Genomic DNA, 26,836 nt, shown 5'->3' on the forward strand with positions numbered 1-26,836 from the left:
TTCATCCAAATTGCATTAAAACACAAAGATAATAAAAAAAAAAGATATAAAAAAGATTAAGTTTCAGTTAATTAGTAAAACTAAATTAACTTGTGTTTCGACTAAATAAAAAATAACTGTTGGGCAGCACATTTTATTTCACTTTGCCAATAAAATAATCCCCGCAAAAACGGGCGGGGATTATTAATAGGTATTATATTTTGTTTCAAACATCATCCTGGCGGCCACAGAAGCTGACGCCCGCCAAGCAAATGACAATGCAGGTGGAAAACGGTTTGTCCCGCATCTTTGTTGCAGTTCATAACCAGCCGATAACCAGATTGGTCTATTCCCATTTCTTTTGCAATTTTTTTTGCTGCAATGACAATTTTTCCAATTAGTTCCGCATCCTCGATTTCTATATCGTTTACAGTCGGAATTGGCTTTTTGGGAATAATTAGAATATGAATGGGGGCTTTTGGGTCGATGTCTCGAAAAGCGAGAACATCATTATCTTCGTAAACTATATCAGCAGGTATTTCTCGTTTGATTATTTTTCCAAAGATTGTATCCATAACTAAACTCCTTTTCTCATATAAAAAAAGAAGATGCCTGCAAGAGCAAGCATCTTCTTTCGCAACAAAAAACATTACTTAACGAATGACATCTTGCCTGTTACTACTTCATTTCCGGAAGAAATTCTGTAGATATATGTTCCAGCTGGAACGATGATGCCATTGCTGTTAGTACCATCCCAAGAAACAGTGTTCAATCCACGTTGGAGCTGACCTTCGTAGAGAACTTTAACTAAATTACCGAACATATCAACAACTTCAATGCGAGCATTTTGAGTTGCAGGCATATTGAATTCGATATTAGTAACCGTCTTGAATGGATTTGGTGAGTTTTGAGCAACTTTGAGTTCATCAACCATATCGAAAGTAACAGTCAGAACTTCGCTTGTTGGGCAGTACTGAGTACCGTCCATATCAGTTTGGCGTAAGCGATACTGATAAGTTTCGTTCAGCTTAACACTTCTATCAGTGAAGTTGTAGTGGCGAATAGTAGATGAATTGTTAGCACCGTGAACAAATCCGATAGTTTTCCACTCTGATTCGTTTTCGCCGGCTTTGCGTCTTTCGATATAGAAGCCATAGTTGTTTATTTCAGAAGCAGTTTCCCAGAACAGGTCAATACCAACGTTAGAACGGACGTCATAACGGAAATCAAGCAATTCGACAGGAATATCGTCAATACAGATTTGCACAACAGTTTCAGGTTCGTATACTTTAAATCCGAAGAATGGACGAATCATAGGAATGAAAGTGCCACGAGAGAAGGTTTGAGTAGTACCGTCTTGCGGTGGAATACCCCAGTGGTGCAGATGAGCAAATGCCGGGTTGCCATAAGTTTTCATAAATTCAGTCCATTGACCTGAACCAGCAAGATCTTCGTAGCAGAAGTAGTTATCGTTAATATATTCATTGTTTACCCATTTACGGAATTGCTTGTCGATCATCAGATTGCAAGCGAGAGCTGTACCAGCAAGGTTAGTTTGAGGATCAACATATTGAGAAGTTGTTCTCATACCCATACGATAGCCAGTAGCACCTAAATGCAAACCTTCAAGACCAAGCTGAGCGATAGAGATCCAGTATGTTCCTTTATTAAGAATTACTGGCTGGCGACCGTGGTCAGTCATTCGATAAAGAACGTATCTATCGAATTGTGGGAATACCATACCGCTACCAAGCCCGCGCTTAGCAACAATATTTGAGTTTGGATAGAGTGAAATAGGAGTATTTACATTTGGATCACCAACATAAACAGAGAAAGCGATATCGTTCATAGCCTGGTTCAAGCTACCGAACAATGCTTTAAATCCATAGAGAGTATCAGCATTGAACAGAGTGAATTTCATTGCGAACTGACCTGAACCACTTCCGGAGCCGGCACCGTTACCACCCGTTACATATATTGGATTGGTATAGGAACTGAGACCTGCTCCAGTACCACCATAAGCCTGACCGAAGGATGAAAGACCACTACCACCGGTACCTGAAAATTCAGGGAGTTGGTTTTCTTCTTTATTAGGATTGTCGTAAGCAAATACATCACTAAATTTAATCTGGAAATCAGTATATGTTGTATCGTTCTTTATATAAGAATCGCCACCCTCGAATATCGAGATAGCTTGAATACGATAAGTACCTTCGCCAGTAACTTTTGCGTTCCAGTTAGGCATAGATACTTCAATCGAGCGACGAGCGTTGAGGTTAGCAAGCTCGATTACACGGCAGTAAACCGGATCACCGAATGAACCTGCTCCACGGAATACTTTAACCTTCACTTTGAAAGAAGAAGCGTTAAGATCCGAGTTGTTGCTCAGATTAACTAAGATTGGAATATCAGTTGCCTGCGAAGCAGGAGCAAGAGTGTAAGGCCATAGTGGTCTCACTTGCGTAACTTCGAGATCTGGCTTGTTCGAAGGCATTACTATACGAACGTTATCTACAAGGAAGTCGTCGTCGTCGTCTTGGATGTTAGGTGGTTGTCCTTTCCAGTGATTGCGGGCATTTACGCGAATGCGGAAACGGAAGTTTTTTGCACCATCATTTGGAGCTAAGATAAATGAGTCAGGAATTTGAATTTGGAAGCGGCGGAATCCCCAGTCTATACCGTCGTCAAATTGGTCAAAACGCAAACCATTTTCATTCGGGTTAGTTGTTGGATCACGTTTTAACGGAACGTTAGGATTCTTTTCGTCCCAACCCATAAAGTATCCACCCATACCAAATAGAGCAAAGGCAGGAATACCATAGTAAGGAGTAGAGTTTGGAACTGGATGCCAACGCCAACGTAGATAATCTTTGACGTTTGTAACAAATTTAATTCCATCTGGGCTTGGACGCATAAATTCAACTACAATAGAGTCACCATCAGGACGAGTAACAGAATTTGCATTTGTATATAAAGTTGCTTTATCGAGTCCGCTCACAAGACGTCCTTCAACACCAACGATTTGCTGGTCGGAAAATCCACGATCCCAAGTATTGTCGGGTCCGTTAAGTGTTCTTTGAATTGCAAAAGATAAAACTGCACCGCGTTTATTGCGCAGGTCAATTGGGAATGAAGTAACAATATCGCCACCAGGAGTATTTTGATTTGGACTCCAGTCCGATCCGTCAAGATTTTTTCTGTTCATATGGAGAACTGGTGAACGAAGTTGATCGTTAGTGCTATTGACAGCAGAGAAAATACCACGTGGTGGAAGTGGATAGCGTGAGTTCTGCTCACCATCAGCAACAATTGCACCGATATTTACCCATTTATGAACAGAAGGCATAGCAACTTTGTAAATGCTATGGTATTCACTGAAATCGTCGTTAAATTCCTGAAGACGTTTCATAACGATAAAGTCAACGTTTGTTGTATCGTCAAATGGCCAGCTATCGCCAAGTGGTGGCAAGGATGGATCTGGTGAAGTATTAGCATCAGCAATAATAAATGCACGCATTCTTCCGATGTGGTCAGGAATGTATTCGTTTGGTTCAAATGGCGGGAAGAATACCTGAACAAATCTATAAGGTGGAATACCATTAACACCAGCTGGAAGCGGATAAACATGAGTTGCTGTGTAGTTATTACCAGATTTTGTAACGTTTGATAAACGAACCATAGTATATGGATCGTCGCCGCAATCCGGGTCAGCAGTTTGTGCAGCTAAATTCAAGCATTTTTGAGTAACTCTGATTAAACGGTTATATACAACTCTTGGAATTGGCTGACGGAATTTTGTAACAGGATTTTCAGTATAAGTAGCAAGGTTATAAATCATAAATCTTGCTCTGAAAATAGCATCCTGAGGAGTGAAATTCACACCATAAGGACCTTGAATATCGTTGGAAACGTTATGAATCAAAGCAACAGGCTGAATAGCACCTAATTTTGGCTCACCGGCGAGCAATTCGTAGCTTGCAGCTTCTTCGGTAGTGATTTGCTTGCTAAACGACAAATCAGAAGAAGCAGTATTTTCGTCACGAACACGCCATTGAATATCAACTACTCTTAATGTATTCTTCCATTGTTTGAAACGAACACCCAGATCATTATGGGGCCAGAGATAGCTCAATGCGGATGAATTAACTCTATCGAAATAATGAGTAGTTTGTTGATATTCAGAAGCTGCAGTTGGTCCCCAAGGGAACGAACCAGTACCAGTCTTTGTATCGTAAGCAGCATCGCGTGCCCAACCAGTAACACCAGCAGTAGCTAATACACCGAAAGCAGTTGCTGAAGGAACTTTTTGTCTTGCACTAATTGGGTACATTCCGGTGAAGCTTTCATAATAAATAGTAATAGAGGAGTCTAATCTATTTAATATAACCTGTGCATTCGCTGAAACATAACCAACATCGCCAGGTCGGCGGTTGCTTTGAGCAGTATATGTTCCTTGTGGGAATTGATATGTACCGGCTTGCGGAGCAATATTAACAAAATAAATTGTTAACTTACTTCCATCAATTTCGCGTTTATAGTAAACGCGCCCGTGGTCGTCCGGACGATTGTCTCTGACGCTCCATTGCGAAAGATGCATTGGTCCCCAGAACGGAGCAATATATGCACCACGGTTTGTAGTAGTAGATAAATTCTGCAACTGGTTGCCACCGTTGGCACGAATACCAGCTGTAGCAGTTGTAATTTGGTTGTTTAGAACAGACACTCTATATCCGAAATCATCTGGTTCAGGGTCGGTCAATCCATTTCCTACTCTGGTTGTGCGGACAAACCAGTCCATACTCATTGGGTCGTAGGCAGTAGTAGCACCAGGAGGAATTGTTCTTTGCCCAGCAGAGTTATAATAATAACGGCGGTTAGTAAGAGCGATTACACCATTAGTAGAAACATAGAATGAGTCGTAACGAATACCGTTAAAATAGAAACCGAAACCAATTGGGATCGGACCAGCAATTGCATTATCAGTTGAATCCACAACAATAGGATTATTGTTTGCATCACGATGACGGAAGAAATTCACCTGAGCAGGATTACGGAAGAATCTCAAACCTTCTTCCTTGTTTGTCTGCCAGTATGTAGAGTCTACCAGTCTTGGTCCGGGAAGAATTCTTCTCCACGTAGTTGGTTGAAAAGTAGTATCAACAAAACCGTCCTGAGGTCCCCACTGGATAGAACGGTCGTCGCTATCGACGAAGTAATAACCGGTCGATACTGCGCGGTTTACTCCCTGCCTGTCAATATTAGTTTCGTTGAACTGAATAGGGTACGTAGTCCCCGCACTATTTGGCGCAGGACCGGCAGGAATATTCAGCCCGCTTTTGCGAAGGATTTCATCGCTCTTATCATTGTTTGCAAGCACATCATTGGCAAGCAGTCCAATAAAAAGTGCGATAATAAGAATAAATTTCTTCATTGTAAACTCCAAATGTGTATTTAAAAACAATCAATTTATTGAATTAACACTCATAACAATCTATAATTAACGTTTAAATCTCCAACCTTTATCTTCGAATTCGAATAGCCAGCCAGCAATTTTGCCTTCTTCGAAAGTTTCGAAATGATTCCAGTAATCCAAAGTATAGGAATATCTCGAACCAGTTTCGTCCTCTGGCACCTGACGAGCGTGAGCCATAATTTTTTCGCAACGTTCCTGCCAATCGCGGAAGCTCTTCGGACGAAGATCTACCCATCCTTCGTAGCACCACTGTTCAATATTCTCCGGTGTCATATCGAGCTGAGTTTCACCGCGGCGAACCGGGATTTTCACATCTTTTCCACGCAGGTATTTCTTACCATCTGGCAAGAGAACAACCAGTCCGATAGAAAGCATTTCGGCGAGTAGTTTCTCATCGTTTTTCACAAGTTCGAGTGCTTTTTGAGAAAGCTCTTCGGGTGAGAATTTGGAAATATCTTTCATTGCCCCTACAATTTTTCTCAAAATAAATCCTTCATAGAGAAGTTTGGAAAGTCTTGGTGGTCCAAGTAATTCGAAAGCAACAGAATCAACACCGTATTCTTTTTCTAATTTCTTAATTTTTTCGAGTGCAATATTTCTTAACATACCACCACGATATGTTGGACCTAATGTGCAGGCATCAAGCCCTTGGATAACATCACGACCAGTATTGCCACCACGAATTTCGAAAACTAAATATTCTGCGATTTCTTCGGGTGTAACAATTTCCATTTGCCCGAGTGCACTAATTGCTTCAAATTCGCCTTTGGAGAAAATGCCGTTTTCGCCGGTGTCGATAAATACTGATTTATACACATCGCCAGTATCAACAACACCAGTAGCATCATCAAACACAAATTTACCTTCGGCAGGACGAGCATCATCAAAATTCATCTTTACAAGCGGAATTGCACGACCGCGGCGTTTTACTTCTCCGTAAGCAATTTTTTTCCAGGCGATCGCAGCGGTTGGCTTTATTTCTTTGACAATTGGTCCATTTGGAGTGCGGGCAAGCAAGAAAAGCAACAAAGTCTGAGCACCGGCAACAGCTGTTTTCGAAAGCAATACGCGCGACGGACGTTCTTCGCTGTGTGTGTAAGGAATATTCACACCCATACCGCCTGTTCCGCTTGTGCCAACTTTAAAATACATCTTTGCTTTGCCATCGAGCAAGCCGCGATAAAGAATCTGGATATGTCTGATTAGTTGAGGAACATAGGCGCTTGCAATCACTCTTTCGATAAGAGCTCTGTCTAATTCGCCTTTGTCAATTTTCTTAATAGCATTTATTGCAGTATTATAAATATCAAGATAAGCAATTGCTGTTGCAGTATTTATACAATCTATTACTAAATCTGGTTTTGTTTCGACTATTAGATTATACAAGGAAGAATGGGTAAGAATTTTCTCGTCCAAATCAAAAAATATATCCTTCAAAAATTCGCTTCGCATATCGTCATTAGCAATAACATCGCCCCAATTCATATCTTTCCACTCTGTGCGAGCAAAAATATTGCCCCATTTAGGAACAAACATATTTGGATCGGCAGATGGGAATTCGCGTCTAAGTTGAGCAACTGCATCTTCTGCTTCCCACTGATTTAAAGACAAAATAACTAATTGAGCAGGTTCGTGTTCCATTAATTTGCGGCATATTGCGGAACCTACAAGCCCCCAGCCACCTAACACCAATACTTTTGAGCCTTTTATTTCCATAACTAGTCCAATTTTGTTAATAAATTATTTGGTTAATTAGTTCTATTCATTATATTAATTTAATAAAAATAGAAACCTATCCCAAATAAAATTAACAAATTTTTATATTTTGCTTAATATTTTTTCTAATGCATAGAATATTTAAAAATCATTTAATGTTGATACCTAAAAAATTAAACAATATTTACCCATTATATTATTAACACTCCAATAATTTAATAATTACAATTATTTTTTTATTTTTCTTTCAATCTTAACAAAAAATTATCCTTTAATTGTTAATTTTGTTAAAAAACAGAAAGAAATATGATATATATATTTATTGCAGCCGTTGTAGTCTATCTTGCCCGAACATTGTTTATGTTCGTAGGAGCAGGCAAAATCAGAAGGAAGAGCATAGGACAAGGTGAATTTGAGCCAAGCGTATGCGTGCTTGTTCCAGCCCGAAATGAAGAAGAAACAATTGAGCAATGTCTAATTTCGCTTGCCTCGAGCAATTACCCGAAGGAAAAATTTGAAATTATTGCCATCGACGACCGTTCAAGCGACAATACACTATCGATTATGCAGAAAGTTGCTGCAAAATTTGATAATATCAAAGTATTGAGCATAAAAGACGAACAACAAAAGCAAAATTTACGTGGCAAAGCCGGAGCCTTGCATTTCGGTGCAGAAGTTGCAAAAGGTGAAATTTTGCTTATGACAGACGCCGATTGCATAGTCAATCCCGAATGGATTAGAACTATAGCTAAGAACTATGAAGACGAGCATATTGGCTTGGTTGCTTCATTTACTTTGGTCGATGGAAAACGCTTGTTTGATATTATCCAGTCAGTTGAATGGATTTATATGAACACGATGGCTTCGGCAGGAGTTGCGTTAAATATACCACTTGGATGTTACGGCAACAACCTTTCCGTCAGAAGAAAAGTATATGAAGAAATTGGTGGCTACAAGAAAATACCTTTTTCGGTAACAGAAGACCTATCATTGCTGAAAACTGTTCATAATTACGGACATTCACTTCACTATGTAACCGACATCAACGGGACAGTAACGACAAGACCTTGCAAAACTTTCACAGAATACATCAGTCAGCATCGCCGCTGGGCAATGGGTGGACTAACTCTGGGGTGGAAGGCTGTTGTTTTCGTCCTATCGAGTTTGCTTATGTGGATTGGCATTGTAGCGTCGTTATTCACAGCAAATTACATATTTGCAATATTACTATTATTGTTTAGATTTATGGGTGATTTCTCGATAATTTTTCCGAGTGCGATTAAGCTCAAACAAAACAAATTGCTTAAATATATAATTCCGTCAATTCTGTTTTTCTTAATAATAGAGCTAATAATTCCTTTCACATTATTTTCCAAAAAAGTTCACTGGAAAGGACAAATTTTCAAAGGATAGAGTTCAATTATTAGAATTCACCTAAATAATTAATGATTTGTAAGAAAGAAAAAAGCTTTATCTAAAATATATAAAAGTTTTTTCGTCATATTTTTTATTGTTTTTCAAATAATTAATATTTGGAGTATTTAATGCCGCATATATATATAGATGGGAAACGCATAGAAACGCAAAGCGGTAAAACAATAATTGAAGCAGCCTACGATAACGGATTATATGTGCCACATTTCTGCTGGCACCCGGAACTATCAGTTGCAGGGAACTGCCGTATGTGTCTGGTGGAGGTAGGCTTGCCCAAAAGGCTGCCAAACGGAGAATTTGAAACAGATAGCAACGGCAATATCATCGTTTCTTATATGCCGAAGCTTCAAATTGCTTGTGCTACACAGGTTGCAGATGGGATGCACGTTCGCATCAATCACGATAAAGTAATCAAAGCACAAGAAGCAGTAATGGAATTTTTACTCATAAATCATCCGCTCGATTGCCCCATTTGCGATGAAGCCGGGCAATGCAAATTGCAGGAATATGCTTTTAATCACTCACGAGGTGAAAGTCGGTTCGAAGAAACAAAGAACCATAAAGACAAACGCGTCTCGTGGGGACCTAATGTTCTTTTCGATGCTGAACGGTGCATTTCGTGCTCGAGATGTATTCGTTTTGCAAAAGAAATTGCCAAACAAGATGTGCTTTCGTTTGTTCAACGAGGAGACCACGTAACAATAAAAGTGCAGGACGGGGCAAAATTCGACAACAATTATTCAATGAATGTTATTGATATTTGTCCGGTTGGAGCACTCACCAGCCCCGACTTCCGCTTTAAATCCCGTGTGTGGGATATGAGCTTTAACGACTCAATTTGTATGGGTTGCTCGCGTGGATGCAATATTCAGATTGGTGTGCGGAACAACGAGATTCTGCGAATTGAGCCAAAGACAAATATGTATGTGAATAAATACTGGATGTGTGACTACGGTCGTTTGTCGTACTACAAAAAAATCAATGAAAATAGAGTAGTGAGCCCAACAGTAAAGAAAAATGGCACTCAAACAGAAGTATCCTGGGACGAAGCAATTTCCACTGCTGCGTCAATATTGCGTAAATATAAGCCTTCCGAAATGATGTTTATCGGTTCGGGACGCTCTTCGACTGAGAACAATTATGCGCTTGCCCGATTTGCTAAAAATGTAGCAAAATCTGTTAATTTAGATTTTTATGAAAGAATAGAGCAATCTTTTGCGGATGATTTTTTAAGAACAAATGATTTAAATCCGAATTCTGCCGGATGTCGCAGTGTTGGTGTATCGCCGGCATCAGATAAGTTTTCTCTGAAAAAATTATCGGAAAATATTACAAACGGCTCGATTAAGCTTGTTTATATTATGGACGATGACTTTGATTTAGAGGACAAATATATCCAGGCATTGCAAAAAGCAGAAGCAATAATTATTCATTCCACCAACCATTCGAAGCTGACTGAAATCGCAGATGTTGTGTTTGCATCTTCTTATTTTGCTGAAAGCGAAGGAACATTTATCAATATAGACAACCGGGTTCAGTATTTCGAACCAGCACTTGTAACAACGGAAAATCTTCATCGTATGGGGATGAAAATGAGCAGATTGGACAAATTCGGTGCTGCCAACGACCGCTGGACTCAAAAAGAACTGCGAAACTGCCGGCCTGCATGGAAAGTGTTGAGTTTATTAGCGTCGCATTTTTCAGTCAATTTCAACTACAACAAATCAGAAGATGTTTTTAACGATATAGCACACAATGTCGGTTCATTCAATGGTATGAGCTACCGGTTACTCAAAAGGCATCAAGGAATAATACTTGGAAAATCAAGCAATCCTGACCCTGTGCTTCATAATTATGAATCACATTATATGAAACCAAATTGATTTATGAATTAATTTATGAATTAATTTCTGGATAATTATGGAAAATATAGGTTGGATTTTGTTAGAAGCTTCGATAAAGGCATTTGTAATATTAAATATTGTTTTGCTTGGAGCTGCTGCATCAGTATATTTAGAACGCAAAGTCTCTGCAGCAATACAAGATAGAATTGGTCCGAATCGGGTGGGACCCTTCGGGTTATTGCAACCATTTGCGGATGTATTTAAGCTCTTTTTCAAAGAAGACATTGTTCCACGAGCCGCAGATAAATTTTTTCACGCGCTTGCCCCTGTTATTTCGCTTGGGGTAGCGATTGCCGTTTATGCAGTTATTCCATTTGCCCATTACGTAGAAATCGATGGTGTCAAGTATTATTTAGGAATAGCACCTGATGTAAATATTGGCTTTTTGTTCATACTTGCAATGACTTCTGTTGGAGTGTATGGAATTACGCTTGCAGGCTGGTCGAGCAACAACAAATATTCATTAATGGGCGGATTGCGTTCATCGGCTCAGATGATTTCATACGAGCTTTCGATGGGGCTGTCGCTAATTGGAGTAGTTCTCATCAGCAGTTCATTTTCGCTTAACGATATTGTTTTGCAGCAGGCAGGATGGAAATGGAATGTATTTCTGCAACCATTAGGTTTTATCATTTTCCTTGTTTCAGCTTTTGCCGAAACAAACCGTGCTCCGTTTGATTTGCCCGAAGCCGAGCCTGAACTTGTAGGTGGATACAACACTGAATATTCAGGAATGAAGTTCGGAATGTTTTTCCTTGCTGAATATGCAAATATGGCAACTTCTTCTGCATTCATCACATTGCTGTATTTTGGCGGCTGGCAACTTCCTTTCCCTGCCGAATGGTTAGGATTGCAGGAAGGTTCGGTTGGGCTTGCATTAGCACAATTTTTAACATTTATGATAAAAGTGGGTATTTTTGTATTGTTCTTTATCTGGGTGCGTTGGTCAATTCCACGTTTTCGTTACGACCAGTTGATGAATTTAGGCTGGAAAGTTCTGCTTCCATTATCTATACTAAACGTAATTTTGACTTCAATCGGCGTACTTATTTTCAAATAAGGAGTTATCAAAATGAATATAAACTCAGAAAACATAGAAAAAAACAGGATGAATTTCTGGGAGAAGATTTATCTGCCGGAAATTGCCCGCGGGCTGGGGCTTACTCTGAAACGTATGTTCCGACCGAAGATGACACGCCAATACCCCGAAGAGAGATGGGAGCCGTTGGGTTCGTATCGTGGGCGACCTGTTCTGGTCGAAGAAGACGGCAAAGAAAGATGCGTTGCTTGCGGGCTTTGCTCGCGGGTGTGCCCTGCTTTGGCTATCGAAGTGCAAGCCGCAGAAACACCAGACGACAAAGAGCGTTTCCCGGCAAAATTTGAAATTAATATGCTTCGTTGTATTTACTGTGGCTTTTGCGAAGAAGTGTGCCCGGAAGAAGCAATTGTTATGAGCAAAGATTATGAACTTGTGTTCGCAAGCCAGGAATCAGCAATAATGAACAAGGAACAACTGCTTGTTCCAGTTGCTCAATTACAGGATAGATTAGAATTTTTACGTAGATACAAATAATTTCGAATTATCGTTTTTTTAGAAAAGCCCGGAAATGCAATTGTTTCGCGGGCTTTTTTTTATTGCCCGCTCCGGACAATATCGTGCAAGCGGATAAGTCCCCGGGCAGTTTTCCGTTTTCGACAACTGGAAGCACATTGATTTGACTTTGGCAAGATATAATTGAAAATTATATTTTAATAAGGGCTGATACTTTCTTTATAGTCTCTATAAGAACAGCCGCAGGTGCCTTTGCAATGAATTCAGCATTTCTAACTTTCCAATCAAGACTTTTAATCTGGTCGGAGATAATAACGCCAGTAACAGGAAGATTTTCTGGCAAAATCACTTCGAAAGGATAAACTTTGATTTGATTTGTAATTGGACAGAACAAAGCAAGACCAGTCTTAGAATTATAAATTTGAGGTGAGATAACAATTGCAGGTCGTCTGCCTTTTTGTTCGTGTCCGCTTTGAGGATTGAAATCAAGCCACACAATATCGCCGTTCCGGACAATATTGATTATCGTTTGCGGCTATGCGACGTTTTAATGGCGTATAGCCGCTGTTAGCGGTAGTGGTTTGTTATTTCTTTTCAAGTCGTTTTATTTCTGCTTTTATCTCCTCAATTACTTCCTTATTTTTTATTTCTTTTCGTTCTCCTACTTTTTCTGAGAATAAATAAAACACCTTACCACCAAAAACTTCTGTAAATTTCTGATGAGATTCAAACTGTAAATTATATTCCTTAAATATTTCAGGTAATTGAATACCGGCATTGACGGGTTTTATCTGTAAGCCTATGTATTTTTCATTGATTTTTATATAGAAATCAACATTAAACAATCTATCCCACTCGTCAGGAGCTGGTTCTATTTTAACTCCTAATATTTTTTGTAATTGACCATATATAGTTTAAATTTCTGTAATATATCCTTCATAGGTACGGTCAATTACTAATTGCATCATATAATCAATACAATCTTGCTCGGTAATTTCAGCTACTTCTGCTTGAATTACTTCAGTTATTTTGATATAAAGTTTTTTACCAAGTTCAATAATATGTTCTTTGGGTTTTACATTTTTGAAATAATATTCTCTCCATTCATCAATATTTTTAGGAGCACATTTTCTTATGGATTCTGAAGTCGGGCCAACATTTCTTTTGAAATTGAGTTGGAAACGATTCATCGCTGAATTTAATATCCATTCTTTAGCCATTGTTTTGTCCTAAATATTTTAAAAATTTTTGTTTGTATTTGTATTCCAATGAAGTATCTACTTTTACTAAACCGCTTTTAATCAAGTGTGCGTTAATAAAAGTTTTATTTTCAAGATACAAATAGCAAAGAATATTGCTTTCATTATCATATTTTATATTATCATATTTTATGAATACGCGTTTCCCTTTTGTTTTTTCAATTAAAAAAGAAACTGCCTTACCGTTACTTAATAGGTCTTGTTTTATTCCCAAAAGTTTTATTATTAAATCATTACTCAATCGGAGTTTTTCTGGGCTAATAATTTCCTTTACTGTGAATAATTCTTCTCTTTTAACAGAACTGTTTTTATCAATTTTCGAACCAAATTGTAGTTTTTTTATATCTATTTTTTTGTCAAGTGCGTGAGGGTCTCTAAAGATATAGGGCAATTTTTGGATTTCGTTGTCAAAATTGCAATTAAGTTGTCTTTGTTCTATAAATTCATATTTTGTCTCGAGTATATCTGGTTGATCAGCCTCTAATTTTTCTTTAATAATTGGAATAAATTCAGGATTAATTTCATAACCTATAGAATTTCTATTAAGCTTTTTGGAAGCAAGTAAGGTTGTACCACTACCAGCAAAGGGATCAAGAACTGTTTCTCCAACAAAAGAAAACATCTTAATTAACCTGCGTGGTAATTCTTCAGGAAACATTGCTATGTGATTAGTTTGTCTTTCGCCAGGGAAATTCCAATGGCCTGCAAAAAATGTATTCCATTCTTCTGCGGACATTTTAGAAAGTTCCTTTTGTTCTTTCGTTGGTTTAGGACTATCGCCTAATTTTTTAAAAATGAGAATGAATTCGTAATCTAATTTTAAAATGCCATTTCTAGGGTAAGGATAGGAACCCATTTGAACTCCACCACCTGTTGTATTTGAAGTCGTAACTTTTTGCCAGATAATAGCACCCATATAATCAAATCCTATTGTTTCACAGAATTTGATTATTTCTTCACGAATAGGAATAACTTTATAGCGGCCATAATAAACTGAACGGGCAAATTGGTCACCAATATTTACGCACAGTCTACATCCATTACAAAGAACTCGATAGCATTCTTTCCACACCAAATTTAAGTTATTGATGTAGTTTTCATAATTTTCATGAAATCCAATTTGCTTTTCTGAACCATAATCTTTTAATTGCCAGTAAGGTGGCGAAGTAATTATTAAATGTACTGAATTGTCTGGCACTTCAACCATTTGTCTACTATCACCAAGAATTACTTTATGATGTGTGCTCATTTTTTGAATTCCTCTTAGCAAAAACACAAAAATCTTTTCAAATTCTGTTAATTCGGTATTTTTATGCCATTACCGCTAACTACCATTTTTCTTTACCTTGTTTGTAGCCTGTCTCTGCTTCATCGTGAAGATTTTCTTCTGAAATCAAACTGATTAAATTATCCAATTCGATAACATCTGTATCTACCGGAATAAGTTCGATTTTATTTTTTTTGATAACAAGGTTAATTCTGGAGCCATCCTGAATATTTATTTGATTAGCAATAGACTGAGGGATCCTAATTCCCAGACTATCACCCCATTTTATTACATGTAATTCCATTTTCTTATATGTATAAACAATGTATATACAAATATACATTATCAACAAAATAAACAAAAAAATATTGAAAATAATTATTATTTAGATTTTATTGCCCGCTCCGAACAATATCGTGCAAGCGGATAAGTCCGAGCAGCTTTCCGTTTTCGACAACGGGAAGCACATTGATTTGACTTTGGCGGTTTTCCATCAAAGCAAGAGCGTTCAGCAGAAGTGAGTTTTCATCAATAACAATCGGGTTGGGTGTCATTACTTCGCTAACAACAATATCTTTCAGGTTGTCAAATCTATTGAGCAATCGACGGACATCGCCGTCTGTAATAATTCCGAGCAGATTTTGCTGGCTATCGCAAATACAAACGCAACCGAGAGGTTTGCGGGACATTTCAATCAAAGCTTCTTTGAAAGTTGAGTTTATTTGAATTATTGGGAGAGAGTCGCCTGTATGCATTACATCTTTTACACGCAAAGTAACGGAACGACCAATTTGCCCGAGAGGGTGCAAGCGTGAAAAGTCTTCAATAGTAACACCTTTCACCTTCATAGTAGCAACAGCCAGAGCATCGCCGAGCAGCAGAGCGGCTGTTGTGCTTGAAGTTGGAGCTAAATTGAACGGACAGGCTTCGCGTGAAACCTGTCCGTTAAGCACAGCGTCTGAATGTCTTGCCAGATATGAATTTAAATTGCCTGTAATGGAAATTATATAAGCCGAAGATATTTTCAGGTATGGGACGAGGCGGATAAGTTCTTCTGTATTGCCACTTTTGGAAAGAAGAATAGCTACATCGCCTTTTTGCACAGCACCAATATCACCGTGCAAAGCTTCGACCGGATGAAGAAACATTGCCGAAACACCGAAGCTGGAAAAAGTTGCAGCAATTTTCTTTGCTATTATACCACTTTTGCCAACACCTGAGCAAACAATTTTGTTAGCTTTTGAGATATATTCGACGGCACGAATAAAATCATCGTCAAGATTACGGCAAACATTTTGCAATTCAGCAATTTCGTTATCAAACACTTCACGGGCAATAGCAAGAACATCCAATTTATTCATTTAGATTAATCCTTTCTTGTGTTTTTCGGTAAGTTTTTCAATCATATCTTTTGTCATTGAATAAATATCGAAGCTTGGTTGCCACCCCCATTCGCGACGAGCGCAGCTATCATCGATTGAGTAGGGCCAGGAATCTGCTATAGCTTGACGGAAGTCTGGTTTATAAGTAATTTCGAAATCAGGGATAAATTTACGAATTTCGTCTGCCAGTTGTCCGGGAGTAAAGCTAAAAGCGGCAACATTGAAATCGCTGTGATGAACTAAATTGTTGAAATCAGCTTCGGCAAGATTTATAGTAGCTTTGATGCAATCGGGCATATACATCATCGGAAGCATAGTGTCTTCTTTCAAAAAGCAAGTGTATTTTTTATTTTTAACAGCTTCGTAGAAAATTTCCACAGCATAGTCGGTAGTTCCGCCACCGGGCAAAGTTTCGTGAGAAATAATTCCGGGATAACGAAGCCCACGGCAATCGAGCCCATAGCGATAGACGTAGTAGTCGCAAAGACGTTCGCCAGCAACTTTTGTAACGCCGTACATCGAAGTTGGGCGAAGAACGCTATCTTGCGGAACATTTTCTTTCGGAATGCCAGTTCCCCATACTGCCATTGAGCTAGGAACGATAATTCGAGCTAATTCGAATTTAACACCAAGGTCGAGTACATTCATAGTGCCGTTCATATTAACGTTCCAGCAAAGCTGAGGGTCTTTTTCGCCAACACCCGAGAGAATTGCAGCCATATGGAAAATAGTGTCAATATCATATTTGATAATAACTTGACGGATATTGTCGGCTTTTGTAACATCGACTACTTCGTATGGACCGCTTTCGGCAATGTGTTTTGGAGGATTTGGACGAATGTCTGAAGCAATAACGTTATTATTGCCGTAGCGACGGCGAAGTTCCATCACAAGTTCGCTACCGATTTGCCCTAAAGCCCCAGTAACTAAAATTTTCTTAATTTCTTTTTTCATAACTAAATAACAATAAAGTAAATAAAAACAACTTGCAAATTTCGTAAAAAAAGCAAAAAAAGCGAAGAGATATTTTTCTTTTAGAATTCAATTAATTTTTCAGCTATCCGCTTCATCTGCATTGCCATTTCTACATTATGAACGCGGATTATTTCTATTTGATGCTGCCACAGCAAAGCGTGCATTAAGATGGTTGCAAAATCTCTTTCCTTTGGTTCAGTTATTTGGAGAAATTCACCTATAAAGCGTTTTCTTGATATGCCCAACAATAGTGGCACACCAAGACGACGAAAATAATCAATATTTCTCAGCAATTCCCAATTTTGCTCGAATGTTTTGCCAAAGCCAATTCCAACATCTGCATAAATTTCCTGAACACCTTTGCTCCGGGCAAAATTTATTTGTCGTTCGAGAAATCTATATACGTCGTCAAGCAAATTATCGTAATGTATGTTTTGTTGCATAGTTTTCGGTGGAGCCGGCAGATGCATAATGCAAAGCGACTTGTTGTGCCTGGCGGCAAGTTCTGCAAGCCGAGTTTCGAAGGTAAGTCCGCTAATATCGTTTATCATATCAGCACCGTTTGCAATTGCCTGTTCGGCAACTTCGAACTTGGTTGTGTCGATAGAGATACAGGCTTGCGGGTAACGCTCTTTAATCGCCTGAATTAAAGGAATAGTCCGCTGAATTTCAATCCCGGCCGGAACCGGGTCGGAGCCGGGTCGCGTACTTTCGCCACCAATATCGAGAATATCAACTCCAAGGTCGAGCCAACGTCCAACTTTTTCCAATACAACCGATAGATTTTCGTTATCTCCACCATCGGAAAAACTATCGGGAGTTGCGTTTATTATTCCCATTATTTTCATTTTGCAAGCAATAATATGAAACATTACATTTTAGATACATTCAATGTAATCAATAAAATTAATTTGAGCAAATCACGCAAAAAAGATGCTCAAACTTCTGTTTCTGTGTTAATTGAGTTAATCAAGAATTATCAGAGCAAATATCCTTCTTATCGTTTCACATTAGTATGCGACGGTCGAATTGATGAACCAATTAATCTTGTAGGAAAAATTCAACTTGTTAATTCAGGCAATCAGAGTGCAGACACAATAATCAAGCAAATAATTGATAAAGAACCCGTTAGAACTAATCTTGTTGTTGTAAGCTCAGACCTTGAAGTGTATGCTTACGCAAAGGCTCAGATGTATTCGGTGCTGACTGCGGAAAATTTTCTGAAATTCATAGAACATACACCACAGCAGAAAAATAAATCACGCGAAACTATCAAAGAAAAACCTTATGCTCCGAGCAAACGTGAAATTGAAGAATATAAAAAACTATTCGGAGTTGAAAATGAGTAAGCTCACTTATGGCGTTGTGGGATTAGGAAAAGTTGGTTATGCAATTTGCCGGAAACTAATTCAGAGTGGACAACTCAAATGGATTGTTACAAGCAAACAGGCAAAAGAAATTGATTTCCCGGGCAACTTCCAAATATATTCAGCAATTGAACAGACAAAAGAACCTGTGTCGGTTATTGCAATTGCTATAAGCGACGGAGTATTCGAAAAAATAGTAAATGACATTTGCGAAATTTCCACAGAAAGAAAGATATGCGAAATAGCGTTTCATTTTAGCGGTGCAACGTCGCGAGAAGTGCTTCGCCCTTTAGGCGAATTTGGAATAAAGACATTATCGCTTCATCCAATGCAGACATTTGGAGAGTATCGCGAGAATATTTTCGATGGGATTTTCTGGGGTTGTGATTGCACAGCGGACGATTTTAAAATTGCGCGCCGGATTATTTCTGACATTGGAGGAGTGGCACACCTGCTCGATGAAAAAATATTGCGGAACAAGCCTCTTTATCACGCTATCGGTGTTTCGGTGTCGAACTTTTTGCAAGGAGTTGTCGAATTTGCACGCTTGCAGTGCGAAAATCTTTCGCTTTCGCCATCGGACGTGCTTCTGCCAATACTTCGAACTTCTTTCGAAAATGCTTTTTCGGCAATTGAACAAGGCAAACAAGTGCCAATCACAGGACCGGTTGCTCGTGCAGACACCGAACGAATAAAAATACATCTCGAAAATTTGAAAAATCACAGTCAGTATGCCGATGAATACAGACAACTGACACTATTTTTAGCGTCAATTCTGCACAAGCAAGGCAAAATCAGCCAAGATGCATACAACAAAATGTTGGAAATATTGAAAGAAATACAATAACTGCCGAAAAATATTCTCGCAGCTACAAAGTAGAACAACGTTTTTCGAATACTTCGCGCACTTTTCGGGCAGTTTCCTGACGTGAGCCGCTCGCATCAATCACAACAAAACGGTCAGGCTCCTGACGGGCAATATAGTTGTATCCTTCGATAACTTTCAGAAAGAATTCATCGCCTGCTTTTTCAATTCTGTCGAATTCCTGACGCGATGTTCTGCGTTTCGATTCTTCGAGCGAAATGGACAAATAAACAGTAAGGTTTGGAGTGAGCCCATCGGTTGCGAACAGATTGAGCTTTTGCACAAAATCGAGTGGCAAACCTCGACCGAACGCCTGATAAGCAGTAGTGGAATCAAAAAATCTATCGCAAATAACAATTTTCCCCCGACGCAGTTCTGGCTTAATGATATTATCAACAAGATTGGCACGGGCTGCTTCGAAAAGCATCAGTTCGGAGCGAGCCCCGACTTTATTTTTTGAAGAAAGCAGAATTTTACGCAGTTGTTCAGAAAAATCGCTTCCACCGGGTTCGCGCACAGTAACAACAGACAATCCCTTGCTTTCAATATATTCTTTGAGCAACTTTATCTGGGTTGTTTTTCCGCAACCATCTATTCCTTCGAATGTAATAAGCATATAGAAACCTATTTTTTCCCTTCTAAAATGACAACAAATTCACCTTTAAGGTTACTTTTATTTTGAATTATTTCTTTGACTTCCGCAATAGAGCCGCGAATATACTCTTCGTAAATTTTGGTAAGTTCACGAGCAAGGCAGATTTTACGTTCTGGCGATGCTATTTCGCATAATTCACCGAGCAATTTGTGAATTCTGTACGGCGATTCATACATTACAGCCGTAATATCCAATTCAGCAATTTTTTGAAGAAACGTTTTTCTTCCCTTTTTATGGGGCGGAAAACCAAAAAAAGCAAATTTATCCGCGGCAATTCCACTTGCAACAACTGCTGTTAGAAAAGCAGACGCACCCGGAAGCGATACAATTTCTATATTGCTTGCAATAGCTTCCTGCACAACAGCCCAGCCTGGGTCGGAAATAACCGGAGTGCCAGCTTCGCTGATAAGAGCCACACTTTTTCCACTTTTGATTTTGTCGATTAATTCGCTTGCGCGAGCACGTTCATTATGTTCGAAGTAGCTAACGAGCAATTTAGGCTCAATATTAAGCAATTTCAATAATTTCGAGGCTGTTCGGGTATCTTCGCAGGCAATAATGTCGCATTGTTTGAGTATTCGCACAGCCCGAAAAGTAATATCTTCAAGGTTTCCGATAGGAGTAGGAACAATATATAAAGCCGGTGCAAGCGAATTATCCATTTTTTCGTTCCCGCAATTTTTTAAAAAAGTCTTTAAGCATTAGCGAACATTCTTTTTCGCATATGCCGCCAAGCACTTCAAGCCTGTGGTTAAGTCTTTCGTCCGAAGTAATATTATAGAGGCTTGTAGCTGCACCAGTTTTTGGGTCGAATGCACCGAAAACAAGCCGACGCAAACGAGCAAGAACAATCGCACCACTACACATCGGACAAGGTTCGAGCGTAACGTAAATATCACAATCGAGCAGATGCTTGTAGCCCACTTTTTTTATAGCACGTTCTATTGCAATCATTTCAGCGTGGGAAGTAGCATTATTCTTTTTTTCCACTTGATTGTATCCCCGGGCAATTATTTGCCCTTCCCTGACAATTACTGCACCAACGGGAACATCTTCCGATGATGAGCATTTTCTTGCCTGTTTAATTGCTTCTTTGATATAGTATTCATCGGACTTCATAACTAAAAGTGGTAACCAATCATTACGTTGAAAACACCATTTCCAAGAGCGTTTTTGCCGGCTATATTCAGATTGTAGCCGGTATTGATGAAAACATCATTATCGAACAAAACATTAAATCCGGCGCCAACCTGTAAAGTTTCTTCGTTCAGCGGACGACGACGTAAATCGAATTTTGGCAGTTTTGCATTATCTCCAAGCGGAAGAAAATAACGCCCAAAGAACAAAAGCTGTGTTCCCGGAACTGATACAATCCCAAGCTTCGAATTAAAAATAAATCTTGGTTTCAAATCTTCGTCGCGCCAGTTGTAAATACTGCCAAGTTCGATATTGACATTATCAATAGTCTGCTTAAAATTAGCCCCGGCAAGAAGTTCGAAAGCCCCGTCGCAAAGAAAATCATAATGTGGGTCGTCCTGCCCGCGATAGTATCCAAACGGCACATAGACACCCCCAATCAAAGACAATCCTGTATTGCCATCTAAAATCGAATACTCGCCTGTTAGTTTCAGATTTTCCACCTGAAACATATGGAAATCGGCTTTTGTGGCTTGCCTGTAGTTGGAGTCGTAAGTATATTTTTCGTTATGATTTGAATAGACAAAAGATAAATTTGCATTTATGGTAAAGTTCTTTGTTGCTCTCCATTTGAAATTTGGAATAAAGTAATACCTTGCAAGCTGGAATGTGTATTTTTTGTATCCAATAATCGAGTCGTCCCTGATAATTGGCACTGTATCGACTGCCCGGGAGACAATATTACCTTTGCTACTAAAATAAGTGGAAGCATTGCTCATCTGGTAATCGAAAGATAATTCAAATTTGGGCAATTCCTTTTGTTTTGGTCGCTGCACCTTCAAAGGTTGCGAAAACAATTCAGTGGAAAACAGAATTAATAAAAATCCCAAAAACAATAATTTACGCATAGCAACTCCATATAAACTTTTAAATTTAAGAAAAAATAGGATAAATCAAAAGTTTAATTAAACTTGAACTTCTCGATTATATAATAATATAGTTCGAAAAAATACGTTTTTTTACTTTTAAAAAACTTTTGGGAGAAAAATGGCAACACGTATTGAAAAAGACACAATGGGCGAAATTGAAGTCCCTAATGAATTTTACTATGGAGCTCAATCAGCCCGTTCATTAATTCATTTTGCAATCGGGACTGAAAAGATGCCCCGCCCAATTATTCGCGCAATGGGCATATTGAAAAAAGCAGCAGCATTGGTTAATTCTGACTTGGGAATTCTGCCAAAAGAAAAGGCAGAACTAATTGTGAAAGCAGCCGACGAAGTAATCGAGGGCAAATTAGACGCTCATTTTCCGCTTTCTATCTGGCAAACAGGTTCCGGCACTCAAACTAATATGAACACAAACGAAGTAATCTCCAACCGTGCAATTGAAATTGCCGGTGGCGAACTTGGAAGCAAAAAACCTGTTCATCCAAACGATGATGTAAACAAATCGCAAAGCTCAAACGATACATTCCCAACTGCAATGCACATTGCAGCAGCAGAGGAAATCGTACGGAAATTAATTCCAGCCGTTACGAAATTGCGTGATACATTAGCCAAGAAATCAGAAGAGTTCAAAGACATTATAAAAGTGGGACGAACTCACTTGCAGGATGCTGTTCCGCTAACGCTCGGGCAGGAATTCTCTGCTTATGTTCATCAATTAGACAAGGCATTGCAGAGAATAAACAAAGTATTGCCGGATTTATACGAACTTGCAATTGGTGGGACTGCGGTTGGAACAGGATTAAATGCTCATCCGGAATTTGCTGAACGAACTGCCAAAAAGATTGCAGAACTAACAGGATTGCCATTTGTTTCGGCACCAAACAAGTTCGAGGCACTTGCAGCACACGACGCACTTGTTTTTGCACACGGTGCACTAAAAACACTTGCAGCCTCACTTATGAAAATAGCTAACGACATTCGCTGGCTTGCATCCGGTCCGCGTTGTGGCTTAGGTGAAATCAGCATACCAGAAAATGAGCCCGGCTCATCGATTATGCCCGGGAAAGTAAATCCAACTCAGTCAGAAGCAATGACTATGGTATGCGTTCAGGTATTTGGCAATGATACGGCAATTAATTTTGGTGGTGCTTCGGGCAATTTTGAATTGAATGTGTTTAAGCCGGTGATTATCTATAATTTCCTGCAAAGCGTCCGTCTGCTTTCGGATACTTGCCTGATGTTCGAAGAACATTGCGCCGCCGGAATAGAACCAATCAAAGAAAAAATCGACTATTACGTTCAAAATACATTAATGCTTGTTACTGCACTTAATCCATATATTGGTTATGATAATGCTGCAAAAATTGCAAAACACGCACATAAGAATAAGCTAACTTTGAAGCAGGCAGCTGTCGAGCTTGGAATTCTTACAGAAGAAGAATTCGACAAATACGTTCGCCCGGAAAAAATGCTCGGACCTAACTTATAAGCCATAAATTTCTGTTTTTTTCCGCTTGCAAAAGGAAGTTATTGGCAAAATGCAATAACTTCCTTTTTTTCATCTCAAATATTCAATTGTATTGCTTTAAAAAATTAGCCCGACAAATTACATTTTTTTGCGTTTCACAAGGTAGCTCGAGAGAGCGTGGTCGTAGCTTGCAGAGGTATCGAGAAGGTTGTAGTCAATCTGGTGATTCAGGCATTCTTTTTTCAGAAAATTAATATAATCATTGACAGCATTTTTGTAAGCAAGTTGAATTTGATATGGATTGGTTAGCATAGTTTCGCCCGATTCCATATCGACAAAATTAGCAGAAGCACCGACCTTAAAATCAATTTCCCGGGGGTCGAGAACGTGAAAGACAATCACTTCGTGTTTTTTATGGCGGAAGTGTTTGAGAGCCGTTAAAATATCGTCAGGATTATCAAAGAAATCACTGAAAACAATAACAAGCCCACGTCGACGGATTTTTTCGGCGAGCAGATTCAAAGCAGAAGCAGTCCCGGTATCATTCGCCGGTGAGTTTTGCTCTAATGTTTTTAGAATTTGACGCATATACGAAGGCTTGGAATTAGGCGGAAGAAAAGTGCGGATGCCGTTGTCGAAAAGAGTAAGCCCGATAGCATCTCTTTGCTGTATCATAAGCAAAGACAATGCCGCCGCAAGATAGGCAGAATATTCGTATTTCGAAATGTTGCCGTTCGAAGCATAAGCCATCGAACGGCTTGCATCAATAGCAATTGTGCAACGTAAGTTTGTTTCTTCCTGAAATTCTTTAACGTAATATTTCCCGGTTCGGGCAAAAACTTTCCAATCAAGATATTTTATTTCATCTCCCGGACGGTAGGCACGATGTTCTGCAAATTCGACGCTGAACCCGTGATAAGGCGAACGGTGAAGCCCTGTAATGAAGCCTTCGACAACCAATCTGGCAACAAGTTCCAAATTGCCAACTTTTGCAACAGTTTTCGGGTCCAAATACTTGCGATAATCATTCATTTTTTATTCGACGCCAACGTTTAATTCCACATATCCACGCAACACTGCTTTAAGTTTGTCGCCGCGGGCAATTGGTCCGACTCCTTCGGGAGTGCCGGTAAAGATAATATCACCTTCTTCGAGATAATATACAGTCGAAAGAAAAGCAACAAGCTCTTCAATGCTACGTTCCATTTGCGAAGTGTTAGTTTTTTGGCGAAGAGAGCCATTCTGGTAGAGTTCAATATCGAAATAGTTCGATGAAATTTCGCTGGCAGGAATAATTTTCGAGATAGGTGCACTCGTTGCAAACCCTTTTGCAATAGCCCAAGGATGCCCCTTGCTTTTTGCCTCAGCTTGAAGGTCGCGCATAGTTACGTCTATTCCCACGCCATAGCCGGCAATAAAATCAGTTGCCTGTTCTTTTGTAATATTGTGGCAATCTTTGCCAATAACGGCAACAAGCTCGCACTCGTAATGAACATTTTTAGAAATTTTTGGCAATATAATATTTTCGCCATCATAAATTATCGAAGAAGGCGGCTTGATAAAAATTATCGGAGAAGTGGGCACAGCCGAACCCATTTCACGAGCGTGAGCCGCATAGTTTTGCCCTACGCAATATGCAACACCCGCCTGCAAAGCATTGCCGTTTGTAAAAAATAGTTTCTTCCGCATAAATCACTACTGATAAAAAACAATTAGACTGTTTGCAATCAAAATAATTTTATTTTGATAATGCATTTGTCAGTTGCAATAGCAAATGTTCGTCGAAATGTTTGGATTGCAATTGCAAGCCAATCGGCAAACCATTGGCAGCAGTCCCTGCGGGGAACGATAGCGCAGGTATTGCAGCAAGATTGGCTGATATTGTAAAAAAGTCGGAATAATACATTGCAATCGGGTCATTTATTTTTTCTCCGATTTTGAACGGAGGAGTGGGCGTTGTCGGCATTAGCAAAACATCAACTTCCTTAAATATTCTGTTATAGTCGTTATATATCAAACGGCGGGCTTTTTGTGCCTTAGTGTAGTAAGCATCGTAGTAACCAGACGATAGCACAAAAGTCCCAAGCATTATCCGACGTTTCACCTCCATACCAAAGCCCTCGGAACGAGTGCGGGCAACAAAATCGCCTTCGCCCTCTGCACGAAAACCATACCGAACTCCATCATAACGCGACAGGTTAGACGACGCTTCGGCTGTTGCTAAAATATAATACGTTGGTATCCAGATATTCGGGTTAGTAAAAGAAATTTCTTTGGGTTCGCCACCGATGGATTTCAATTTATCTACATAATAAGAGTAAGCACGCACAATATCTTCTGAACAATTATTTAATAGTTCGTCGCTTACAACTCCGAATGCAAATTTTTCGGGCAAGTTGTGCAAATTATCGAAAGTATGCGAAGGTGGAACGTTTGCACAAGTGCTATCTTTTGCATCTGCACCCGAGATAACATCGAGCACACGGGCAGTGTCGGCAGTATCCGAAGCAAGAATACCAATTTGGTCTAAAGAAGAAGCAAAAGCGACAAGCCCCCAACGGGAAATACGTCCATAGGTTGGTTTAAGCCCAATTGTTCCGCAAAATGCAGCAGGTTGGCGAACAGAACCGCCTGTGTCCGAACCCAATGCAACGTGGCAAAGCCCGGCAGCAACAGCAGCCGCCGAACCACCAGACGAACCACCCGGAGTGTATTCAGTATTTAATGGATTAAGAACATTTCCGAAATAGGAAGTTTCGTTTGAGCTTCCCATAGCAAATTCGTCTAAGTTAGTTTTGCCGATGATGACGGCTCCTTCGGCAATCAAGCGTTCCACAGCAGTTGCATCATAGATTGGCTCGAAATTTTCAAGCATACGCGAAGCACAGGTTGTGCGAATGCCTTTTGTAGAAATATTGTCTTTTATAGCAACTATCATACCTTCGAGCTTGCGGGGGTTGCCGTCAGAGAAACGTTTATCGCTTTCCGAAGCTTGGGCAAGAGCTTTTTCTTTGCAAACAGAAATGAAAATATTTAAATGTTTATTTTTTTCAATTTTATCGAGAATTTCATTTGTAAAATCTACACAAGTTGTCTCTTTATTTTGGATTTTCTTTAAGAAATCACCGTAGTTTATCATTTTCTTCATTTCCTTGATTATTATTTATCTGTGTTTCTTGATTTTTAGGTAATTCCTGACGAATTAAATTTTCAGGTTTTACAGCAGTTTCACTATTGTTAATATCAATTTCTTTGTTAATAACGTTGATTTCGTCGGAAACTTCCTGTTGAATTTTACTTATCTGAGTTTGAATTTCGGATTGAGCCTGACGGAACTGACGAATACCTTTGCCCAGAAACTGAGCAACTTCCGGTATTTTCTTCGGACCGAAAAGAATAACAATAGCGAGCAAAATCAGAAGAAGTTCACCGCCGCCAACATCAAACACAGCA

24 protein-coding genes and 1 pseudogene are annotated in these 26,836 nt (G+C 39.3%); 7 read left to right on the forward strand and 18 right to left on the reverse strand.

From position 1 onward, the window contains the following. Positions 1 to 212 precede the first annotated feature (212 nt). From ACY2LT_RS06350 to ACY2LT_RS06360, 3 genes are all read right to left on the reverse strand, one after another. Positions 213 to 554, reverse strand: coding sequence for a histidine triad nucleotide-binding protein (locus ACY2LT_RS06350; protein ID WP_491814607.1), 342 nt, complete (start codon positions 552 to 554; stop codon positions 213 to 215). 74 nt (positions 555 to 628) lie between these two features. Continuing rightward, positions 629 to 5,410, reverse strand: coding sequence for a FlgD immunoglobulin-like domain containing protein (locus ACY2LT_RS06355; RefSeq protein ID WP_491814609.1), 4,782 nt, complete (start codon positions 5,408 to 5,410; stop codon positions 629 to 631). 66 nt (positions 5,411 to 5,476) lie between these two features. After that, entirely contained in the window at positions 5,477 to 7,168 is a 1,692-nt protein-coding gene (locus tag ACY2LT_RS06360; protein ID WP_491814611.1) for a short-chain dehydrogenase, read from the reverse strand. Positions 7,169 to 7,474: 306 nt separating this feature from the next. Here ACY2LT_RS06360 and ACY2LT_RS06365 point away from each other — a divergent pair, with 306 nt between their 5' ends. The 4 genes from ACY2LT_RS06365 to ACY2LT_RS06380 all read left to right on the forward strand — a co-directional run bounded on the left by ACY2LT_RS06365 (position 7,475) and on the right by ACY2LT_RS06380 (position 12,079). Then, entirely contained in the window at positions 7,475 to 8,581 is a 1,107-nt protein-coding gene (locus ACY2LT_RS06365) for a glycosyltransferase family 2 protein (protein ID WP_491814613.1), read from the forward strand. Between the two features lie 131 nt (positions 8,582 to 8,712). Next, positions 8,713 to 10,485 (forward strand): NADH-quinone oxidoreductase subunit G, encoded by a 1,773-nt coding sequence (locus ACY2LT_RS06370; RefSeq protein WP_491814615.1) that lies wholly within the window; start codon positions 8,713 to 8,715, stop codon positions 10,483 to 10,485. Positions 10,486 to 10,522: 37 nt separating this feature from the next. After that, positions 10,523 to 11,566, forward strand: a complete 1,044-nt coding sequence (gene nuoH, locus ACY2LT_RS06375; protein ID WP_491814617.1) for an NADH-quinone oxidoreductase subunit NuoH — start codon at positions 10,523 to 10,525, stop codon at positions 11,564 to 11,566. A 12-nt stretch (positions 11,567 to 11,578) separates the two neighbouring features. Next, the gene (locus ACY2LT_RS06380) at positions 11,579 to 12,079 is read left to right on the forward strand and encodes a NuoI/complex I 23 kDa subunit family protein (protein ID WP_491814618.1); all 501 of its coding nucleotides are present in this window, start codon (positions 11,579 to 11,581) and stop codon (positions 12,077 to 12,079) included. Between the two features lie 169 nt (positions 12,080 to 12,248). Here ACY2LT_RS06380 and ACY2LT_RS06385 read toward each other — a convergent pair whose 3' ends face one another. The 7 genes and pseudogenes from ACY2LT_RS06385 to folP form a co-directional block, all read right to left on the reverse strand. After that, positions 12,249 to 12,554 (reverse strand): type II toxin-antitoxin system PemK/MazF family toxin, encoded by a 306-nt coding sequence (locus ACY2LT_RS06385; protein WP_491814619.1) that lies wholly within the window; start codon positions 12,552 to 12,554, stop codon positions 12,249 to 12,251. Between the two features lie 88 nt (positions 12,555 to 12,642). Then, positions 12,643 to 13,278, reverse strand: a pseudogene (locus ACY2LT_RS06390) (MjaI family restriction endonuclease). Next, positions 13,271 to 14,566 (reverse strand): DNA methyltransferase, encoded by a 1,296-nt coding sequence (locus tag ACY2LT_RS06395; RefSeq protein ID WP_491814621.1) that lies wholly within the window; start codon positions 14,564 to 14,566, stop codon positions 13,271 to 13,273. Before ACY2LT_RS06395 ends, ACY2LT_RS06390 begins: the two are co-directional and overlap by 8 nt. A gap of 79 nt (positions 14,567 to 14,645) precedes the next feature. Further along, positions 14,646 to 14,888, reverse strand: a complete 243-nt coding sequence (locus tag ACY2LT_RS06400; RefSeq protein ID WP_491814622.1) for an AbrB/MazE/SpoVT family DNA-binding domain-containing protein — start codon at positions 14,886 to 14,888, stop codon at positions 14,646 to 14,648. Between the two features lie 88 nt (positions 14,889 to 14,976). Next, complete coding sequence (locus ACY2LT_RS06405) at positions 14,977 to 15,945, reverse strand: KpsF/GutQ family sugar-phosphate isomerase (protein ID WP_491814623.1); 969 nt, start codon at positions 15,943 to 15,945, stop codon at positions 14,977 to 14,979. Then, a complete protein-coding gene (locus ACY2LT_RS06410) occupies positions 15,946 to 16,908 on the reverse strand; it encodes an NAD-dependent epimerase/dehydratase family protein (protein WP_491816784.1) in 963 nt (320 codons plus the stop codon). A 92-nt stretch (positions 16,909 to 17,000) separates the two neighbouring features. Further along, a complete protein-coding gene (gene folP, locus ACY2LT_RS06415; RefSeq protein ID WP_491814625.1) occupies positions 17,001 to 17,780 on the reverse strand; it encodes a dihydropteroate synthase in 780 nt (259 codons plus the stop codon). 24 nt (positions 17,781 to 17,804) lie between these two features. On the opposite strand from folP, the gene ACY2LT_RS06420 reads away from it, so the two are divergent. Together ACY2LT_RS06420 and ACY2LT_RS06425 are read left to right on the forward strand one after the other, a co-directional pair. Continuing rightward, the gene (locus tag ACY2LT_RS06420) at positions 17,805 to 18,290 is read left to right on the forward strand and encodes an NYN domain-containing protein (protein WP_491814626.1); all 486 of its coding nucleotides are present in this window, start codon (positions 17,805 to 17,807) and stop codon (positions 18,288 to 18,290) included. Then, entirely contained in the window at positions 18,283 to 19,155 is an 873-nt protein-coding gene (locus ACY2LT_RS06425) for a DUF2520 domain-containing protein (protein ID WP_491814628.1), read from the forward strand. The genes ACY2LT_RS06420 and ACY2LT_RS06425 overlap by 8 nt, the downstream gene beginning before the upstream one ends. A gap of 22 nt (positions 19,156 to 19,177) precedes the next feature. Here the strand turns inward: ACY2LT_RS06425 and tmk are convergent, their stop codons facing one another. The 4 genes from tmk to ACY2LT_RS06445 are packed head-to-tail and all read right to left on the reverse strand — an operon-like array spanning position 19,178 to position 21,873. Continuing rightward, entirely contained in the window at positions 19,178 to 19,789 is a 612-nt protein-coding gene (gene tmk / locus ACY2LT_RS06430; RefSeq protein ID WP_491814629.1) for a dTMP kinase, read from the reverse strand. Positions 19,790 to 19,797: 8 nt separating this feature from the next. Next, positions 19,798 to 20,490 carry a 16S rRNA (cytidine(1402)-2'-O)-methyltransferase gene (rsmI, locus tag ACY2LT_RS06435; RefSeq protein WP_491814630.1) on the reverse strand — a complete coding sequence of 231 codons (693 nt, stop codon included), beginning with the start codon at positions 20,488 to 20,490 and terminating at the stop codon, positions 19,798 to 19,800. Further along, entirely contained in the window at positions 20,483 to 20,947 is a 465-nt protein-coding gene (gene tadA / locus ACY2LT_RS06440; RefSeq protein ID WP_491814631.1) for a tRNA adenosine(34) deaminase TadA, read from the reverse strand. The genes rsmI and tadA overlap by 8 nt, the downstream gene beginning before the upstream one ends. Positions 20,948 to 20,949: 2 nt before the next feature. After that, positions 20,950 to 21,873 (reverse strand): hypothetical protein, encoded by a 924-nt coding sequence (locus ACY2LT_RS06445; protein ID WP_491814633.1) that lies wholly within the window; start codon positions 21,871 to 21,873, stop codon positions 20,950 to 20,952. 139 nt (positions 21,874 to 22,012) lie between these two features. Between ACY2LT_RS06445 and fumC the strand changes: the two genes are divergently transcribed. Further along, a complete protein-coding gene (fumC, locus tag ACY2LT_RS06450) occupies positions 22,013 to 23,404 on the forward strand; it encodes a class II fumarate hydratase (protein ID WP_491814634.1) in 1,392 nt (463 codons plus the stop codon). 117 nt (positions 23,405 to 23,521) lie between these two features. On the opposite strand, the gene ACY2LT_RS06455 is transcribed toward fumC, so the two are convergent. Genes ACY2LT_RS06455 through tatA form a run of 4 tightly spaced genes read right to left on the reverse strand, consistent with a single transcriptional unit; the run spans position 23,522 to position 26,832 of the window. Continuing rightward, positions 23,522 to 24,415 (reverse strand): DUF58 domain-containing protein, encoded by an 894-nt coding sequence (locus tag ACY2LT_RS06455; RefSeq protein ID WP_491814635.1) that lies wholly within the window; start codon positions 24,413 to 24,415, stop codon positions 23,522 to 23,524. Positions 24,416 to 24,418: 3 nt separating this feature from the next. After that, positions 24,419 to 25,072, reverse strand: a complete 654-nt coding sequence (locus ACY2LT_RS06460; protein WP_491814637.1) for a fumarylacetoacetate hydrolase family protein — start codon at positions 25,070 to 25,072, stop codon at positions 24,419 to 24,421. Positions 25,073 to 25,121: 49 nt separating this feature from the next. Further along, on the reverse strand, positions 25,122 to 26,522 hold the full coding sequence (gatA, locus tag ACY2LT_RS06465; protein WP_491814638.1) for an Asp-tRNA(Asn)/Glu-tRNA(Gln) amidotransferase subunit GatA: 1,401 nt from the start codon (positions 26,520 to 26,522) through the stop codon (positions 25,122 to 25,124). Further along, the gene (gene tatA / locus ACY2LT_RS06470) at positions 26,506 to 26,832 is read right to left on the reverse strand and encodes a twin-arginine translocase TatA/TatE family subunit (protein WP_491814640.1); all 327 of its coding nucleotides are present in this window, start codon (positions 26,830 to 26,832) and stop codon (positions 26,506 to 26,508) included. The genes gatA and tatA overlap by 17 nt, the downstream gene beginning before the upstream one ends. Positions 26,833 to 26,836 lie beyond the last annotated feature (4 nt).

Source organism: Eximiradius proteiniborus (genome assembly GCF_058546985.1).